13 protein-coding genes and 1 pseudogene are annotated in these 19,904 nt (G+C 40.8%); 6 read left to right on the forward strand and 8 right to left on the reverse strand.

Annotation, left to right across the window (positions count from 1 at the left end; translation table 11 throughout):
• The first annotated feature begins 188 nt into the window (after window positions 1-188).
• From JF50_RS17905 to JF50_RS17920, 4 genes are all read left to right on the forward strand, one after another.
• Window positions 189-1,673 carry a flavin monoamine oxidase family protein gene (locus JF50_RS17905; protein ID WP_039610733.1) on the forward strand — a complete coding sequence of 495 codons (1,485 nt, stop codon included), beginning with the start codon at window positions 189-191 and terminating at the stop codon, window positions 1,671-1,673.
• Between the two features lie 572 nt (window positions 1,674-2,245).
• Window positions 2,246-4,438, forward strand: a complete 2,193-nt coding sequence (locus JF50_RS17910) for an immune inhibitor A domain-containing protein (protein ID WP_039610734.1) — start codon at window positions 2,246-2,248, stop codon at window positions 4,436-4,438.
• Between the two features lie 178 nt (window positions 4,439-4,616).
• Complete coding sequence (locus JF50_RS17915; protein ID WP_052262422.1) at window positions 4,617-7,223, forward strand: TonB-dependent receptor plug domain-containing protein; 2,607 nt, start codon at window positions 4,617-4,619, stop codon at window positions 7,221-7,223.
• A gap of 6 nt (window positions 7,224-7,229) precedes the next feature.
• Window positions 7,230-8,051: a substrate-binding periplasmic protein gene (locus JF50_RS17920; RefSeq protein WP_080760281.1), complete on the forward strand. Its 822-nt coding sequence runs from the start codon at window positions 7,230-7,232 to the stop codon at window positions 8,049-8,051.
• Between the two features lie 562 nt (window positions 8,052-8,613).
• Here the strand turns inward: JF50_RS17920 and JF50_RS17925 are convergent.
• The 6 genes from JF50_RS17925 to JF50_RS27915 form a co-directional block, all read right to left on the reverse strand.
• On the reverse strand, window positions 8,614-8,838 hold the full coding sequence (locus tag JF50_RS17925; protein ID WP_039610735.1) for an SH3 domain-containing protein: 225 nt from the start codon (window positions 8,836-8,838) through the stop codon (window positions 8,614-8,616).
• A gap of 283 nt (window positions 8,839-9,121) precedes the next feature.
• Complete coding sequence (locus tag JF50_RS17930; RefSeq protein WP_039610736.1) at window positions 9,122-9,694, reverse strand: hypothetical protein; 573 nt, start codon at window positions 9,692-9,694, stop codon at window positions 9,122-9,124.
• Between the two features lie 483 nt (window positions 9,695-10,177).
• Window positions 10,178-11,170, reverse strand: a complete 993-nt coding sequence (locus tag JF50_RS17935) for a transposase (RefSeq protein WP_200890423.1) — start codon at window positions 11,168-11,170, stop codon at window positions 10,178-10,180.
• Window positions 11,171-11,523: 353 nt separating this feature from the next.
• Window positions 11,524-11,868, reverse strand: a complete 345-nt coding sequence (locus tag JF50_RS17940; RefSeq protein WP_039610737.1) for a hypothetical protein — start codon at window positions 11,866-11,868, stop codon at window positions 11,524-11,526.
• Window positions 11,869-12,124: 256 nt separating this feature from the next.
• Window positions 12,125-12,433 (reverse strand): toll/interleukin-1 receptor domain-containing protein, encoded by a 309-nt coding sequence (locus JF50_RS27910; protein WP_080760282.1) that lies wholly within the window; start codon window positions 12,431-12,433, stop codon window positions 12,125-12,127.
• Window positions 12,424-12,669 carry a toll/interleukin-1 receptor domain-containing protein gene (locus tag JF50_RS27915; protein WP_080760283.1) on the reverse strand — a complete coding sequence of 82 codons (246 nt, stop codon included), beginning with the start codon at window positions 12,667-12,669 and terminating at the stop codon, window positions 12,424-12,426. Before JF50_RS27915 ends, JF50_RS27910 begins: the two co-directional genes overlap by 10 nt.
• A 963-nt stretch (window positions 12,670-13,632) precedes the next feature.
• Between JF50_RS27915 and JF50_RS27920 the strand changes: the two are divergent.
• Window positions 13,633-13,800, forward strand: a pseudogene (locus tag JF50_RS27920) (tyrosine-type recombinase/integrase); the annotation flags it as partial.
• 122 nt (window positions 13,801-13,922) lie between these two features.
• Here the strand turns inward: JF50_RS27920 and JF50_RS17965 are convergent.
• On the reverse strand, window positions 13,923-16,073 hold the full coding sequence (locus JF50_RS17965) for a M3 family metallopeptidase (RefSeq protein WP_039610742.1): 2,151 nt from the start codon (window positions 16,071-16,073) through the stop codon (window positions 13,923-13,925).
• Window positions 16,074-16,464: 391 nt separating this feature from the next.
• Between JF50_RS17965 and JF50_RS17970 the strand changes: the two genes are divergently transcribed.
• Window positions 16,465-18,954, forward strand: coding sequence for a TonB-dependent receptor (locus tag JF50_RS17970; RefSeq protein ID WP_039610743.1), 2,490 nt, complete (start codon window positions 16,465-16,467; stop codon window positions 18,952-18,954).
• A gap of 137 nt (window positions 18,955-19,091) precedes the next feature.
• On the opposite strand, the gene JF50_RS17975 is transcribed toward JF50_RS17970, so the two are convergent.
• The gene (locus tag JF50_RS17975; RefSeq protein WP_039610744.1) at window positions 19,092-19,793 is read right to left on the reverse strand and encodes a hypothetical protein; all 702 of its coding nucleotides are present in this window, start codon (window positions 19,791-19,793) and stop codon (window positions 19,092-19,094) included.
• Window positions 19,794-19,904 lie beyond the last annotated feature (111 nt).

Here is a 19,904-nt window from a genome sequence, read left to right on the forward strand (position 1 = left end):
TTCTCTAAGATGAAGGGCATATTTTCACCTGTTTGTACGTTAACATCATTTTGTCCTTGTTAATATATTGGGGTCATGATAGCGTGCTCCCGTTTTTAAAATGGTAAATTTTAAGGGCTAATAGATTGAAATATATCTAAATAAATTTGTTATTTATGTTTTGTGATTTTTAGGTTTAAGAGGTGTTTATGAAGTTTTCAGAGAGAAAGGACTCTTTGCGTATCATTGTCAGTACTGTGGTATTTTCTACAGTATTATCAGCATGTGGCAGCAATGATACCAATGAGGTCGTAGTTCAACAGGCAAAACCTGCAGCAGAGCCTAAAGTAAATCAGGCTGTGGTAGTGGGGGCCGGCTTGTCTGGACTGACAGCTGCTTATGAGCTGGAGAGTATAGGTTACTCGGTGACGATCCTCGAAGCAAAGGATAGAATTGGTGGTCGTATAGGTACATACGATATGGGTCAACAGCATGGTGAAATAGGCGGTGAGTTTATTGATGGGCCAACAGTGCATCAAGAAATTCATCGATATGCCAGCCTGTTTAATGTTGAGCTTGCAGACACGGGTTACTGGGGCGAAATAGAGACTGGTGCTTACTATGTCGACGGTAAATTAGTAAGTTACACAGATTTTGAAAACAATTTTGATGCGCAAATTGTTGCTGATTACAATCGTTTTTATGATGAATTAAGTTTACTTGCAGATGCGGTCCCTGATCCTGATGAGCCTGCGCTTTTAGACAAAGCGAAGGAATACGACCTCACGACTGTGCAAAGCTGGATTGATGGGTTGCAACTACATCCAGAAGCTGAGTTGCTTGCGGAGCAATTTGTCAGAGGCGAATTTGATGAGCCAAGCGATCTGTCTCTATTACATTTAGCGCAGTATGCCAAAGTATATGAGCAGGTATCCGATGATGACGTAGAAGGTTACCGTTTCTTAAAAGGTGGTAGAGCGATGGCGCAAGCCTTTGCAGATAATATCGACGGTGATATCCACTTGAGTCAGCCAGTTGTCAGTATTAGCGAGCAAAATGATCGCGTAACGATTGAAACAACAACAGGCGCAAGTTACGAGGCTGATGTTGTTGTCGTGACGGTGCCATTACCGGTATTAAACAAAATTACGTTTACACCTTTATTGCCCCAAGAAATGAGTGATGCAGCAAGAAATATGAACTATGGTTCTCACTCAAAAGTATTGCTGCAATATAACAAACGTTTTTGGTTAGACCAGAATTTAGGGGGAGATACAGTCGTAGCGAGTGGCCTTCCAACTGGGTGGACATGGGAAACCACTGAGCGCCAAGAAGGAACCGGTGGTATTCTCGTAACGTATACCTCTGGAGATTACAGCCAAATACAAAAAGAGTGGACAGATCAACAGATCGTCGATGCTAGGCTGGATGAAATCGAAGTTATGTATCCAGGCTCTAAGCAGTATCTGGTGGATACAAAAGTACAGAACTGGGTTGCTGAAGAGTGGACAAAAGGTGGCTTTATTGCTTACGGTCCAGGTCAAATAAGCAAATATTGGAAGTTATTCCAGCAGCCTGTCGGCCGAGTGTATTTCGCGGGAGAGCACACCGATACGCTTTATCTAGGTTACATGGAAGGTGCAGTACGCAGTGGGATCCGCGTATCTCAACAAATCAAAGAGTTAAACCTTTAAGCTATGAGAAAGTGCCTGACAACAGGCACTTTTTTATTTGGGCAATATCAGTGATGTGTGCCCTGAACAATGACTTACCCTGCACTGAGCTTTTCGATACGCTTACTCATAAAACCGACTTTATTGATTATCTTTAATCTATTTAGTTGTTTTTCAGTCATTATCAGCACGTTTTTTCTTACCTGTCTTCCTCTCAATTTTAATAGTGGGATGATTATATTAACTCTGTTCGATCTGCATCGCATAACACAGTGGCTAATATTGAAGTTTATAAAACTTGGAAATTGAAGCGCTAAAGCTCAATAAATATTGGTCAGGAATTTTATATTTCATTAAATTTTAATTGTTAAAATATAAAGTTTTTTCATGGTTTTGGTGGTTATGTTTATAATAAGCACAAATTTATTGTTATAATGTATCAGAATTTCAAATTTTTTAAGTTTATATGGAATATTTATTTAAATATTTTGTTTTTGTTGTTGTTTTTTGAAAAAAAATGGGTTTAATTGTTTTGAGCAAGTAAATAGTCATTGCTCAGGCTCACTAATGACTCAATAATTTGGAAAATAATAATGAAAAAATATATGCTGAACTCACTTACAGCAGCTGTGATTTGTGCATTAAGTGGTTATGCTCAAGCGCATGCTCACCACACACAAACCTCTACTGAAAACGTAACTATTGATCCGGTTCAAGTTGAAAAGTTAAAGAAAGATGCTGATTTACATAAAAATTTAACAGCTGATTTTAGTGCGCCTTTAGTCGTTCAAAATGGCGATACGACGTCACAAACACGTGAGTGGCATGGCGAGGTCACAACTCGTAAAGTATTGACCATTTTAATGGAATTTGCAGATGTTCCACACAACTCTTTAAAACCAGAAGATGCGCCAAATAAGCATTATTATGATGATTATACACCTGAACATTATGAAGAGATGATTTTCTCTAAAAATGGTTATGTAGGTCCTCGTGGTGACAGATTGCCAAGTATGCGTGAATACTTTCTTGACCAAAGTGGTGGCTCTTTCGATGTAGAAGGTGGTGTTTTTGGTTGGTATAAAACTGAATTTGCACATCCTTATTATAAAGCTGATACGCATGCACTTATTAAAGAAGCTGTATATAACGTATTAGCAGATGAAAACTTTAATTTAAGTGATTATGACTTAGATAATGATGGTCAAATTGATCATTTAAGTATTGTTCACTCTACACTAGGTGAAGAGTCAGAACCTCGTGCACTTCGCTCAGATCCAAACAGCCCATTCAATAATTATATTTGGTCACACAGACACGTTGTAAATGCAGATGTGGTCAATGAAACCGTTGGTAAAACAGCGCGTATTGGCAGCTATGTTATTCAGCCTATTGACGCAACTATTGGTCTATTAGCGCACGAATTAGGCCATGATTTAGGTTTACCTGATGAGTATGATATTGCTTATTCTGAAGATAAACATGGTGGTGTGGGTGCAAAAGTGTCTTCATACTCTTCAATGGCATCTGGTAGCTGGGGTGGTGCGATTGGTGGTACTAAACCAACAGGTTATAGCCCATACGCAAAGCTATTTTTACAAAATAAGTTTGGCGGTAACTGGATCCAATCACAAGAGATCAATGCTGCAGAGTTAACAGGCCAAGGCGTCACTGTAAAGTTTTCTCAAGCAGGTGTTAAGGGCTTGAATAATGACTTAGTTAAAGTGAATTTACCTGAGCAAACAAAAAGAATTTATGAGCCACTTAATGCTAACGCATTTGATTTAACTAGTTATAGCTCGATTTCATTCCCACAGCCATTGAAAGACACTGAAGCTGCGACGTTAAGTTTTGACCTTAACTCAACAACTTCTCTAAATGGCGCATATGGCTTAAGAGTCATGGTGAGTGTACCGAGTGCGGGCATTTATGGCTCATTAGCCCCTTCGAATGCCGCTGAATTGGAAATGGCATCGGATGGCAGAAAAGTACGTGGTACCAGTGCAAAATGGACGACAGTTAACTATGATATTTCTCCTTTAGCGCAGTTCGACGATGTGACTTTCACAATTGAAAACTATGCAATTGGTGGTGACGCAACATACGTAGCTGTAGACAATATCTCTATTGCTGATAATGGTACTGTGGTCAACAAGATCACGTCTAATAACCCTGAAAAAGTGACTTTTGCACACAGTGCATCATTATCTGATGGTACTATCCAATACACGCCATACTACCTATTAGAGTGGCGTCAGCATGTCGGCTTCGATGCAAGCTTAAAAGATGCTGGTATGGAAGAAGGTCTACTAGTATGGTTTGTTGACCCATCTTATATCATTGAATTCTTTGACGTACCAAGTGTAGATAATCTATCTGCTGCACACCCAGGTCATGGTTTCCTTGGCATTGTAGATGCGGACAGAAACCCAATTTTAGAATATGTGACTGAATACAGCGCGACAGGTCAGTGGGTAACGGATAGAAGTGTTACACCTCTAAACAGCCGCAGACAGATCAAAGATGCACCATTTAACACGTTACCGCAGTTAGGTGATGAAGGTAAAACAACTCGCACTGATCTTGCAAACGGTGGTTACCTAGAAACAGTATGGAGAGACCAGTTCACCAATGCGAACCCACGTTTTGCTGATTGGGATGACTATACAAACTACATTCGCCCAGCGACAGGCACTAAACTACCTAAGCTTGGTTTAATGTTTGAAGTTGTTGGTCAATCGGAAGATGGCGCAACAGCGGATATCAAGATTTCTAAAATGTGGTAAGCATTTATAATTAATCGTATTCAAGCCCAGCAATTGCTGGGCTTTTTTGTGTCACAGCATAATATACTTGTTTAAGTGCCCAGCATTATTTTCCAGAATATAGCCAAAAACCTTCTATGCTTATCTAGAGTATTCATTTAGTTGCGATACCACTAACGTGGTGTGAAATGGAGGGGGAATGTCTTATTGTAAGTCGGCAAGGCTTATTGGCTGGTTGTTCACAGGGTCGTTGTTGTATTTACCAGCTATAGGTCTCGGCGCGCAAGACATCGAAAAAATATCGGTGACTGGGACAAGGTTAAAACGTTCAATTCAATCTGATAGCCCTATCCCTATTGCAAGTATTGACGCAAAAGCACTCTCGACAATTGGTGCGAATGATGTCAGAGATCTTATTGAAACCTTACCATTTAATGCCGGCGCGCAGAATAATTCTGATAATTTAACGCAAAACTTTACCGTCGGGACCTCAAATATCAACTTAAGAGGGCTTGGTGTCTCATCGACCTTGGTGCTATTGAATGGACGACGGCAAGTAGTGTCTGCGGTTGTGACCGATCAAGGGGCCAGTTTTGTTGATACGGCATCACTTATTCCGACCTTGGCAATTCAACGCGTTGAGATCCTCAAAGACGGAGCATCGGCGATTTATGGCTCAGATGCGGTTGCGGGGGTTGTGAACTTCATTAGTCGAGATGATTTAAACGGCAGTGAAATGCAGTATGAATATCGCAAACGGATGAGTGATGGCAGCCAAGATGAGACAAAAGTGGATTTTGTATTTGGCAGTGACACGGGTAATTCAGGGCATGTTTTGGTTGCTGCGAGTTATTTAGAGCGTAGCAGTTTGGTGCTCTCAGAGGTCGATTGGGTGCAACCTGCGTTTAGTAGCTTTGGCAACCCTGGGAGCTTTGTGGTCCCGTCGCTTGCCAGTGATGACAACCCTGATGGCCTCACCGTTGCGGATCCCAATTGTGTGCAAAATGGTGGGAGTGTGTCGCAGGGTAGCAATGGTAATTCGTTTTGTTTGTTTGATTTTGCCCCCCAAATTACAGCGGTGCCTAATGAAGACAGGCTACAGTTATACATACATACACAATGGGTATGGAATGATGATACAAAACTGTGGTTTGAAGCTGGGTTTGCAGATAACGACGTATCAAGAGAAGTCTCCCCGAGTTTTCCGGTATTAAATGCCCCCAGCGTGTTAGCAAGCCATTCGAATAATATCTATAACGAAGACATTTTCTTCCGAGGACGACCGTTTGGTGTGGGCAAGCCCACGGAAATCAACTTTTATTCGCATCAAACTACCCGTGTTGCATTTGGGATTGACGGGGCCATAGATACAGATAAATTTTGGCAAGTATCCTACGTGAATGCCAAAAATGAAGCGTTTTTAAATCCTAAAGACGTGATAGCGGATAACTTCCAGTCTGCATTGCTTGGGTTTGGCGGCATTCACTGTCGGCAAGGCCTTGGTGCTGTAGCAGGCGCTGGGGAGTGCTTGTATTTTAACCCATTTGATCCGCAAGCAAGTGCCAATGAGCAACTCCGTGACTATATCATTGGCGATTATATCGGCAATGTAGAGTCTGAGATGCAAGTTGTCGAGGGGATCATTGCATTTGATGAATTGTTTGAAATGGACGCAGGTTTTGCGGCAATGGCGTTTGGCATGCAATATCGAAAAGAGTCTATTCGTTCTGTGTATGATGCCTTGACCCAACAAGACAGATTCGCATTTTTAATTGGTAATCAAAATGTTGAAGGCGATCGCGATGTCAAAGCGGTATTTACAGAATTGAGATTACCTATTTTTGAACAGCTAGAACTTGGCCTTGCACTGCGCTATGAAGATTATGGCGACTTAGGTGGGGACACCACTGATCCCAAGGTGTCGATGCTTTGGCATGCTGCTTCAAACCTATCTGTGAGAGGGTCATATAGTACGTCATTCCGCGCTCCTTCTGTGCATCAGTTAAAAGGAGTACAAACGAATTTTGCCAATATTACAGACCCTAGAGATGGCTCAACGACATTTGGTGGGAATAGAACCGTTGGAGACCCTGACTTAGTGCCAGAAACTTCTACGGCACTGAATATCGGGGGGACTTTGAACGTAAACCAGTTTGACATGGATATAGATTATTGGCGTTTTTCGTTTAAAGAGGTGCTGACGCGGGAAAGCCATCAGGCCGTTGTAAATGCCTTTGCAGACGATCCTGAGCGGGTAATTCGCACATCAGCTGGGACAATTTCAATTGTTAATACCCGCTTCATAAATGCGGAAGCCATTGATACATCAGGGATAGACTTTAATGCTATGTATCAGTGGGATACACGTTTTGGTCGACTCACGCCCCAGCTTTGGGGGTCTTATATCTTGGAGTATGATTTGACCGATAACGCCGGTGTGGTTAGCGATGGACTTGGTAAACTTAATCGCAATACGGTTGGTAATCCGACTCCCAGACTTAAAGGCAGTTTTGGCATAAATTGGCTGTTTGAAGCGCACAGTGCCAACGTGTTTTTCCGCCATGTCGCCAGTTATGAAAATGATGTCACCTTAGAGAAAATAAGCTCGTTTAATACCCTCGATGTTCAATATGAAGTCGACATGGGTGAGTTAATAAAAGCCGGTGTAAATACAAATATCACAGTGGGGGTTGTAAACGTAACGGATAAAGCCCCGCCTTTTGTGGATATTGCGGGCAGTTACGATCCCAGAACTGGCGACCCGAGAGGGCGCAGAGCGTATATCAAATTAAAGGTTGAGTTTTAAGCTGTGATGATGAGTTGGCGTGTAATGGCTGGGCACTTTTTCAAAGTAAAATATCAATGTGGCAACTTGTCAGTCTGTCTTGCTGCGAGCTTATTACTGCTGTTCAGCCATCAAGCACTTGCAGCACGCGTATTACAGTTTGTGACGTTAGAATATCCTCCTTACCAATATTTAGAAGGCAATCAGCCAAAAGGCGTTGGCATTGCCATGGTCAATGAGATATTCGAGCGTATGGATAAGCCCATTGCAGTTAGATTTATGCCATGGGGTAGGGCAATTAGAGAGATCCAATCGGGCCATGCTGATGGCATTTTCACAATTTACAGCTCTAAAGCACGAAAAAAAACCATGCTGTTCTCTGAGCAAGTCTTGATCAATCAATCGGTGTCTATTTTTAGTAAACGAGATAGTAAGTTAAACCTGACTGGCACAATTGATGAGTTGAGTGAGTTAAGTGTAGGCTTGGTCAGAAATGTCAGTTATGGCTTTGAAATTGACCAAGCAATCAAACAAGGACAGATCCATAAAATCGTGGAAGCAAACTCAGGGATGCAAAGCTTTAAACTTTTACTGGCTGGCCGTGTTGATATTGTGATCAGCAATCAGTTGGGTGGGGCGGATATATTACGCCGACTTGATATTCAAAATGAAATTAAACGTCATACAGAATACGCATACGCCATACCAAGTTATTTCGCATTTCCAAAAACCAGACGAGGAGAAAAGCTGAAAAAACGCTTTGATGACACCTTGTTGAAAATGAAAGCAGATGGCACTTATCAAGCTGTATTGCAACAGGCATTGGATTGCACAGGGAATGACTGCTGATGCAGAGAGTCATTCTTGTATTTGATTTATGGTTTTGCGGAGTGGGTTTATGAAATCATTTAAGTGTCTGTTATGAGGGAGGAATAGATGATGGCCCTAACTCACATTTAGATAATTTCTAGTTAGGGCGAATGTGTGCTTTGTGCCAATCTACTGTGACGTATCATGTCAAAAGCAGAGTGTAGCTATTAATCGGAGCTAGCGAAACAAATAGGACAGACACTTTTCTTCGCGATAAGTCTGTACCTGTCCAATACTCTTCTTACAAAGAATTTATGACTTCCCATTTGGTTTTATAAATACAACTGTTCAGGAAAAAGAAAATGTGCTCGCTGCTCGTTTTCCTGAACATGGGAGCAATAAGTTTGTGCCTGTCCTATGTGTTTTGAACTGCGTTCGTTGCTGTCAGCAAAGATTGATGCATTATTGTTTCCATTTAAAACCTGAGTTTGAAGTAAACATAACACCTTAATAAAGGGCGGAAAATATTAGACTAAAATGAGCGACGAAGGAGCGCAAGCCTACTGTTTTAAGTCCAATGTTTGATTAACTTGCTATGTACCTAATTTGATTGGGTAAAAGTTAAATAAGTGCATAGCACCCAACCTTTGATTTTATTCGGTAGCTCAACCCGACACGCCCAATAGTCTTTGCCATAAGTATCGTAAATGACAGTAACCGTAGAGTCTTTATATAATTTAGCTATTGGTTTAGGGGCTGGGCGATTAATTGCATCGTGATACGCGGCCTTCGACTCTGTATCAAAAACAGATATGTCTTCTTTCACAACAGCGACTCTTTCAGCAGCACAACCTGTAGTAAATATTATCAAAGCTGAAACAAGGATTCTAAATATGACTATCATAGGTACAAAAAGCAAATAGAAAAACAAAAGAAAGAAACAAAGAACGAAAACAAATAGGACAGACACTTTTCTTCGCAATAAGTCTGTACCTGTCCTATTTGGCTTTATAATTAGCGACTAAGGAGCGCAAACTAAGCTTTTTGCGCTCTTTCTCTACAGTGTTGTTAGTAGCCTAAAGGCCAATTATCAATAACTATTTGGGTCTTTAATTACAAGGCTTAGTCGTAAATACGTAGTTATCATTTTCTTTTTTAACAAACGTTCCGTTATCATTGACGATATCATAAAGCTTAATTGTGCATTGTTCTCTGCCATTAATAGTATCTACATAATACTCAGCTTCGTAATTGGCTCCTGCTAGAGGAGTAAATCCTATTTTTTTTACGCAGTATGCATAACCGTCAATACGCGTATTTGTTCCGTCAACCCAAACTCCAGCGAAATAAAAGGAAATGGGTACACCCGCTTCAACTTTTAATTCTGTTTGCTGCTTTTCGTGAACCTCAGAGCGGTATAACGGTATGCCAATTTTTCGACCTGCTTGTCGATCAGCCAAGAGGTTTGCTTTTGCACCAAGAACTGCTATTTCTCCTCCTTTAATGAAATTGTGATTAATACACCCTTCGGTATTATCGATCCAGACAGCAGTGTTTGCGCTTTCGGTCGAAATAACTCTGAGTGATGCAGTCGCTTTGCCAGGTTCCACTACATAACCAGTTGTTGTGCATGCAGAAAGTAACGTGATAAAAGATGTTGCTGTTAATATTTTAAGTTTCATTTTTTCTATTCTTTTATATGTAAATTTTAAAACGTTTGTTCACTATAGTTTTTTGTTAAACGGTACATTTAAATGTACACGAGAATATTTTATTACCAGTGGCATTTGTAATAGCTACTGCTTGTCATCGTTATAATTATTATTTACCACAATGCTTCCATTTTTGAAAACTAGGGAAATACGTTGTGCATTTATAATATCATTGTTTAGAGGGGCATTTAAGAAAATAACACTGACCATTTAAATTTCACGGTGGATTCCCAAATGTCATTTAACGCCGATGACACGCTAAAGTAAAGTTAGGACAGACACTTTTCTTTTTAAAGCTAAATCGAATTGAAGAAATGTATTTCCAGCCTAAGATTTTCTGAGCAACGTGATTAAAATTAGCCTTATGGTTGAAATAAATATAACTCAGGAATATTTTCATTTTATTGAACAAGAAGAGTCTAGTGTGAAAAGCAAAGCTAAAACTACTTTTTACTAACCAACTCCCTTATACCAATTCACATCATTTTTAGCGGCATGTGTTCTTAACACAGTTTGCGAACCTGCGAAGTTACCGTAGTGTCTTCCAAAATTTTGTATCCTATCCAACCATGTCACTTCTTTAATTTTCAGTGACACTAGAATATTGGGCATGCTTTTTGGTATGTATCCTCTCTTATTGGAGTGAACATGCCGGCCCGTCCAGTCAACTAGCTCAAGGTAGTCAATTAATGAGAAAGGTATTGTGTTTGCATGCTCCCTCGCACCAAACGGTTTTAGTGATTTAGGTTGTTTTACTTGGCTCTTGGCTTCATTTAGATTTGATTTCTTTGCGTTTGATTTGGTGTTTTTAAAGTGTTGGATGCGCTCTTGAATCGAGGTGAAATCACTATCCTCCAGATTATTTGCCTTGTTGGCTCGAATTGGGTTTAAGTCCACGTAAGCCATACAACTGAGCAGCGCTGTTTCGTCAAGTAAGGCTTGAGATTTATATCGCCCTTCCCAGTATTTACCCGTGCAGTTATCTTCCTTGTTTGCTTCTTTTGCTATGTATTCATTGAGGTTTTTCATAAACCAGCTGATGTCGTATAACCGAGCTCGCCACTTTTCAATCAGTTCCGATACAAGCAGTTGCTCTGCCTCACTCAGAGTGTTACCGTTTCGCTGCTTATCTATTATAGGACTCCCCTTGTACAACTTATACCATCTAGATATTACCTCATTATCTGACCAACTAAGTGCTTGTTGCCTATTCACTTTGACTACCAAATGATAGTGATTACTCATGACGGCATATGCTGCTATATCAATGGCAAATATACGACTTAGCAGTTTTACTCTCTCGATTAACCATGTCCGTCTATGGTCAAAGTTTTTGCCTGTGTACTTATCGTCTCCGCACAAAAAAGCACGGCGTACACACCGTGCTATCAAGTGGTAATAAGACGTCGACGACAAATCTATCAGTGCTTTCCTTGCTCTTGTCATATCTATTTAACTCAACTTTTAACTGGATATTTAAACAGTAGTCAAGCAACGTAATTTATGCAAAGAATTTGTGTCTGTCCCATTTGGTTGTCTTCCCATTTGGTTGTCTTTTAGTTTATTTAGTTTTGTGTCTGTCCTATTTAGTTTACTCCATTTGGTTCAATAAAATATATTGAAGGCAAGCCAAGAAATGGAACAGCAACTTCATGATTTACATGGTATTAACTATATATCTGGCACTTTAACGGCCTAGTGGGAACCAAGATTAGAGCTATTCTTTGTGTAAAACTGCACGGTTTTGGTGAAAAAAAAGAACATTTAAATTAATGAGTCAATATAAAAAACTCGATAAATTAAAAATTCTTATTAACGCGAAGTTGGGTTATTTCACACCACCCATTGGCATCTCTTTTAGTCTCATCGACCCTTATTTTCACTTCCTTGTTTGACGCATATGCCATTAATGCGGCGCTAAATAGTGAGTCAGAATATTTACTTTCTGGTAATGATGCGATGACTAAGTTTTTAGCCGTAAATTTAGGGCATGTATTGGCTTCAGAAAAGTTCTCTATATAGATTACAGCTTTGCCAGCAATATCATCCCCGACAACAATATCTGCGATCTTTCCTGTCGCATAATGTACATTTGCAATAGCAGAAGAACTAAACAATACACTTAGCAATAAAATTTTCTTCATAATATCCTATTTTAATTATTATATTAATATGTAAAAAGAGTGGAATAATCATAAAGAATACAATACTAAACTTGATAATTCAAACGCTAAAAATTTTAGGCTATAATGTATAGTCAAATTTTAGATGCAATATTTCTCTAAACTACAAAAATTACATAAATATTATATACACCAAAATATCAACAAAAAATAATTTGTGCCTGTCCCATCTGATTTCTTTTACCATTTGGTTTCCTCTACCTCACTCACCGGAATTTTAGGAGCACAGCGAGTAAAATTTCCGTGTGTAGTGACTTAGAGCTCTTTTCACAGCATTGACAATTTCTGGTAACGCTGAGCTATTATTCCATGTTAAGTATTTATATGACTTCATCATTGCGTGCATCTTATCAGGCGATACACCTGCATTTATCATTAAAACTTTTTTATTTGATTTCATCATCTCCATAAAAAATGTAGAGAATTCAGATAATGGCCAACCGCTTCCACTATCAAAAAAGTTGTCAGTCAAAACAAATAGCCCAATATCCGAATTTTCTATTCCTTCATTTACTTTTAAGTAAATAAATTTGTGCCTGTCCTATTTGGTTCGCTTTTATATGACTTCATCATTGCGTGCATCTTATCAGGCGATACACCTGCATTTATCATTAAAACTTTTTTATTTGATTTCATCATCTCCATAAAAAATGTAGAGAATTCAGATAATGGCCAACCGCTTCCACTATCAAAAAAGTTGTCAGTCAAAACAAATAGCCCAATATCCGAATTTTCTATTCCTTCATTTACTTTTAAGTAAATAAATTTGTGCCTGTCCTATTTGGTTCGCTACAACAAAGACTCATCATTTTAAGCAATCAATGTTTCTAGACTAGCAGCGGGTGTGTTGAAGAACTAGCCGAGATCAGTCCAATGATACCAATACAGAAAGTACATTTTATCTATAACTACATGTGGTATCTAGGTATATTAGCTAGCACTATATGTGGTATTTTACTCGTATGCGAACTCATTTTTGGGTATTTATTAGGCACTTTTTTAAATAAAATAAAAAATTTAACGAGGCTGGATTTAATGTTGCAATTAGCCCTGTTCAATTGTTAACAATCATCAAAGGTTAGTACACACTTACTATGTAGCACTATCCAATAGTTATCCACAATTTGAGCAAATTTGTTCTCTTGCAAATATTTTTCAACGCCTTTATCGTATTGCTTTGTAGAGATATGGCTTTATATTTAGTACTTTTAGTGAACAGCGTTTTAACCTAGATATTTACAGGTTATCAAAGATGGGTTCTAGAAGGTATGAAGTCACGGCATCATGCGCCAACATGATGCCGCTACGAAAAAAGGGCTTGCTGTGCAAACTTCTTTCGCTTGATTTAGCAAAGATAGCGTATAACAAAGATTTTTGTACAGCAAGATTTTCATGCATTTTGATGGAGTATTTTATTTGAAAATTCATTTTTCAATCGAAATCTCTGAACAAACCTTAAATGGCTTATGTAATCTTGCAGTCGCAATAATTACACTGTTCAGTATGTAACTAAAAGGGGCGCTAGCCCCTTTTTCTATCACTTTCTCATCAAATTGATGTAACTCAACATTAGGGCCATATTCCCAAGCCCCATTGTCTGAGTCCAATATTTGTTTATTAATCTTCTCTATTAAACCTAATTCAGCTAACTCATTCCAATCTAGAGCTTACATATGCCATCTTAAACCCATTTGCCCACCAATCGTTGTCACTGATTTCAGACGCTTCACTTTTAGACATTCATTTGCTACTCATTTACAACAAAGTGGTGCAGATATCAGAACCGTGCCATCTCAACTTAGTCATTCCGATGTGAAGACAACGCAAATATACACTCATGTTTTACAGCAAGGCGCAAACGGTGTTGTTAGCCCTTTGAGAAAAATTTTCTAGCTTGTTTTGGAGCATAAACGAGTTCCGTAATAACGTTCGCTTCTAACACAAACCTGCTACCCACAAAAAAGTGGCCTCATTAGAGGCCACTTGTATACCGATATGTTGAGCGTGCAATGAGCTTAATTGCTACTCAAACCGCGACGCTTTAACAGTGCATCGGTCGTCGGTGCTTGACCTCTAAATGCTTTGTAAGACTCCATTAATGGGCGTGAGTTACCCACTTCTAGAATATTTTTGCGGTAGTGGTCGCCGATTTTTCTGTTTAAGCCACCTTGTGATTGCACGTAAGCGAATGCATCTGCCGCTAGGATTTCACTCCACATGTAGGCGTAGTAACCTGCCGAGTAACCGCCGCCCATTGAGTGTGAGAAATAGGCAGATTTATAGCGTGGTTGAATATGTGGTACATACAAGCCGTGCTTCTTCAATACCTTTTGCTCAAACGCTTCTAAGTCGGTTACTTTTTCCTCCGGTTTGAGTGAATGCCATTCCATATCTACCAGTGCCGCTGCAACATACTCTAGGGTATCAAAGCCTTGGTTAAAGCTACGTGAGCGCACTAACTTATCAAGCAGTGCTGGTGGAATTGCTTCATTGGTTTTGTAGTGCTTAGCGTAATTAGCAATGACTTTTGGGTGAATGGCCCAATCTTCTTCAAAGGTAGATGGAAACTCAACAAAGTCTCTTGAAACCGACGTGCCTGACAAAGAAGGGTAGTTCACATCTGAAAGCATACCGTGAATGCCATGCCCAAGCTCATGGAAGATGGTTGTGACTTCGCCATAACTTAGCAAGGTAGGCTGTCCTTCAGGTGCTTTGGCGATATTCATCACATTCACGACCACAGGTTTTTGCTCAAGTAAGTGCGACTGTTCAACAAATGAATTCATCCAAGCACCGCCACTTTTACCCTGACGGGCGAAGTAGTCTGCATAGAAAATTGCTAGGCTCTTGCCATCGTGGTCAAAGACTTCATACGCTTTAACCTCTGGGTGATAGACAGGTAAATCAGGGCGCAATTTAAACTCGATACCATATAGCTCTTTCATGGTGAAGAATACGCCGTCTTTCAATACACGGTTAAACTCAAAATACGGTCTAACACTGCTTTCATTTAACGCAAACTTATCTTGGCGTACTTGCTCAGCATAAAATGCCCAATCCCAAGGTTGCACTTTAAAGCTTTCACCGTTTTGCGCTATTTTGTCTTGAATTGCTTGAGTCTCTTGCGTCGCGTTTTTCATTAACTGCTCAGTCATGCCAGAGAACATGTCAAATACAGCTTGTGGATTCTGCGCCATTTGATCAGACAAACCATAATCGGCCCAGCTATCAAAGCCGAGGATTTGAGCCCGTGTTGCACGAATCTGCGCAAGGCGACTGACTATCTCAGTGTTATTGGTTTTACCCGTTTGTGCACGGTTGGCAGAAGCAAGCCATACGCGCTCTCTTAAATCGCGGTTTTCTAGCTGTGCAAGGATTGGCTGGCGTGTGGTATTAGTAATGCTAATAAGGTATTTACCCTTGTGGCCCGCTTTTTCAGCAGCGGTTGCCATGACGTCAATTTGCGCATCGGTTAAGCCTTTAAGCTGCGCTTTGTCTTCTACAACAACTGCAATATTTTGTGTTTCTTGCAGTAGGTTTTGGCTAAATTGCGTCGTCAGTTGTGAGTGCTCTTTGTTGAGTGCTCTGATCTGCGTTTTTTGTGATTCGCTTAGCTTAGCGCCCGCTCTTACAAAGCGCTTGTAGTACACCTCAATCAGTCTTACTGACTCGGCGTCTAGGTTTAAAGTGGTGCGTTTATCATGGATCTCTTGCACCCGCGCAAATAGCTTATCGTTTAGGTAAATATTGTCGAAATGCTGGGCCATGAGTGGTGAAAATTTCTGCGCTAATGCTCGACGGGTTGGGTTTGAGTCAGTGCCACTGACGTTTGAAAAGTACGCACTTGCACGGCTTAGCTGTGCACCGCTTTTTTCAAGGGCAACAATGGTATTTTCAAATGTCACTGTATTTTGCGCAATGATGTCATCAACTTCTTGAAGCTGCTGTTCAAAGCCAAGTTCAAATGCAGGGGCGATGTGCTCATCTTTAATGACCGTAAAATCCGGTGCTTGATACTGCAATGTGCTTGGGCTCATCAGCGGGTTTTGTGCTGTCTTTTGCGCAGTTGCTTGTGTGTTTGTCATTGGCTGAGTTGCGTTTTGGCTATTGCATGCGCCGAGTAAGATCACCGAGCTGACGGCCAATGCGATTGTTTTCTTTATCATAGTGTACTTCCGAGATAAGTGTGTACTGAATATTTAATGCAATGGTTGAGGCTTTTTTTAAAAAAACATTCATGCGAAAAGTTGGTTGGGAGCCGCTTTAAGCATGATGTTCTGTGCGTTCTTTGCGCAATGTACCTGAATCATTGAATTGCATGATATGTTATATTGTAACAAAATAAATGCAATTATATTTCTCTCAATTATTGCAACAAATTATTAAGGTCATGATTTTATTGGTTTATATCGATTCTGGCTGCGCAAGTACGCGTTACTACTGTGGGTAAAGTGAATATGAATCTTCGATGATGTCTACAAAAAACAGGATAAAAAAACTTGCAAATCACTAAGTTGTGCGATGTTATATTATAACAATTATTAAGATGAGATGATTATGTTTAAACTTTCACCACTGATGCTAGGCTTAATCGCGCCGTTATCAGTCCACGCTTATGCGCAAAACATCCAAGGTCAGGTTCAAGATCAAGATGGTAATGCAGTTGCCAATGCGACCGTATCGGTCATGGGTTCACAGCGAACAGCCCAGTCAGACAGTAACGGTAAGTTTGTTTTGCAGACAAACTCAAGTGGTGATGTTGAACTACATATCACGGCATCTGGTTTTGCACATCAAAACAAGGTGGTAGCGGCGTCAAGCACAGGCACAAGTAATGTTTTAGTGACTTTAAATGCGTCAGCGATTGAAGTACTCGATGTCAAAGCGTCTCCATTTCATGCGTCGATGATGGAGTCTTCTATGCCAGTGAGCGTGTTGTCTGGCGACAAGCTTCGTGAGCAACAAGCTGCAACACTTGGCGACACGCTTTCAAAACAAGTAGGCGTACACACCAGTTTTCATGCCAAGGTGGCCAGTACTCCGGTTATTCGAGGCTTAAGTGGCCCACGTGTATTAATCACGCAAAACAGTCTCGATGTCAGCGATGCCTCTCGTGTTGGCCCTGATCACTCTGTAGCATCAGAAACCTCAACAGCTCAGCAAGTCGAAGTTCTTCGCGGACCGGCAACGCTATTTTATGGCAGTGGTGCAATTGGTGGTGTAGTCAATGTGGTGGATGAGCGCGTACCCACGCGCAGTGACACATTTGGTGAAGTATTAGTTGAGCATGCGACGGGCGATGAGCAAAAGTTAGCCAGTTTTAACTTAAACACGGGTGTCGAGCAGTTTGCATTTCATGTGGATGGCTATGTCAGAGATTCAGAGGACTATGAGATCCCTGTGCCTGCTGAAGTCGGCTCAGAAAAAAATCAATCTGGTGATTATACCGTTGAGAACAGTGCTGAAGAGTCATCAGGCGGCACTGTAGGTACATCTTATCTATTTGAGCAAGGTTATGTGGGTGTTTCTTACGGTAAAATGACCCGTGAATATGGCATTCCAGGGCACAGCCATGACGATGAAGCACCAACGGTTTATGCAGATTTAGATCAAGACAGATGGCAGCTTATCGGTAAATATAGCTTTGATCACGCATGGCTAAACGAAGCAAACTTTAGAGCGGCTTACACAGATTATGAGCACGCAGAAATAGAGCATGGAGAAGTGGGGACTATTTTTGCCAACGAAAGCCATGAAGCGCGATTAGATGTGATGCATCAACCCATCTCTGGCTGGCGCGGTGGCGTCAGTGTGCACTACAAGCGTAGTGACTTTTCAGCGCAAGGTGCCGAGGCATTCACACCGCCATCGGTAAGCGAAACCTTTGCCATTGCCTTAATGGAAGAGCGTCATTTTTCTGATGTATTAGTACAGTTGGGCGCACGTGTTGAGCGCGTCACTATTGATGCGCCAAATGTTGTGTTATCAAGCGGTGACTTGCAAGGTGATGACGACCACGACCACGACCACGACCACGACCACGACCACGACCACGACCACGACCACGACCACGACCACGACCACGACCACGACCATGACCACGGGCACGAAAATGATCACGGTAATTTAGTCGCCGATCGTGTCTTTGCGGTCGATCATGAATTTACCCCTGTGAGCCTATCAGCAGGTGCGGTGTGGGATTACCAACCGGGCTATAACGTCGGTATTTCAGTATCGCGATCAGAGCGTGCACCTGCTGCATCAGAGTTGTTCTCATTTGGTCCACACATCGGCACTGGTACTTATGAAGTGGGTGCTTTGTTTAGACAAAAAGCAGATAGTTTGTCATTTGAATTAAACCCAGAGGATATTGATTTAGAGCGCGCGCACAATATCGACTTAACTTGGCGAAAGCTGGAAGGGGATTTCGGTTTTGTACTGAACGCGTTCTACAACCAAATCGATAATTACTATTATCAAGTTAACACGGGTTTGATGGCCGATGATGGTCATGATCACCACCATGATCATGGAGCACATGGTGATGAGCACGACCATGGTGAACATGAGGAGCATGGTGAACATGAAGATCATGGTTTACCTGTCTATGTCTTTAAAACAGATGATGTGATCACACACGGTTTTGAGGCTGAGTTTGCATGGCAAGCAACAGATGCATTGCACGCAACTTTATTTGCAGATTTAGTCCGAGCACGCTTAGATCAAGGCGGTAATTTGCCAATGGTTTCACCGGTACGCTTTGGTACTAAATTGACCTACAACCTTGATGAATTCACCGTAAATCTTGATGTTGTGCGCTATCAAAAGCAGTCTCACATCGCAGCTCATGAGACGGTAACACCGGGTTATACCCTAGTTGATGCCAGCATTAATTATGATTTTGCTGCACTAGGACAAGACTGGGTAATGTATCTAAAAGGACACAACCTAACGGATACAGAAGCACGCGTGCACACCTCTTTCTTAAAGGATAAAGCACCTATGCCGGGCAGAAGTTTTGCGTTTGGTTTTAGAGGCTATTTCTAATTTTTTTGTCACTGTAGTCAAAGGGGCTTAGGCCCCTTTTTTCATTGTTTAAATAATGAGTACGTCTGAATGAGTGTATCTGAATAATGACACTTACCTAAAGCACCTTTCGATTGCGCCCAAAGCTGACAGTGGGTTTATTCTTCACTGCTTTTTAAAAACTGAATATCAGGACTTTCAAGCGAAAATACTCGGCCATCGTCGAGTGTCATTTCAATGTAAAAGCTCATCGGATAGTCTGCATCTGGTGCTGTATTCAAAATTAAATCTGTACTAAAGCCAAGAGATTTTAAAGGCTCGTCATCGGCTGTTTCAATGTACTCATTTAATGCGGTATAGATGCGTTTATCGTCTTTGTAGACATAGTATTGATTTGGAATGCTGGCAAAAGACACGGAAAAGAATTGGTTTAAGTTGCTGCCTGCTGGGACCGATTCATTAAAATCATAAGGAGAAGTGATCACGATGGACTGTATATTTTCTTTGGTTGTCTCTGGTACTGGTGACAGCGCATAGGCTTTACTGATCAGTGAGGGCGGCATTAAATTAAATAAAGATGCCTTGAGAGTCACTATTTCTGTGACTGTGTCTAATCCAAAAATTAAATGATTGTATTTAATCGGCGTATTTTCTTGATAAGACTCGTCGCGTTTAATGTCTTCTTTTGAAAGTGTGGAGTTTAGTTCGCGATTAAATAAATGCAGTTCTACACCTGTAACGATTTTTTCGGTTTGGGACTCGCTTGGTGGTTGAGGAATTGTCGGCCCACTTGAGTCTGAGCCGCAGCCAAATAAGGTTGTCACCAAAACAAATAATCCCGCTGAGCGTAAATAGCGCATAGTAAATCCTTTCATATTAATATTACGCGACGAAGTATGGACCAAAATAGGTACGTTAATTGTTATTTATTGTTACCGAGGAAGTTTGGGAGAGCTGCTAGGCTGCGTGGG

Source organism: Pseudoalteromonas luteoviolacea, from assembly GCF_000814765.1.
GTDB classification, from domain to species: Bacteria; Pseudomonadota; Gammaproteobacteria; order Enterobacterales; family Alteromonadaceae; genus Pseudoalteromonas; species Pseudoalteromonas luteoviolacea_H.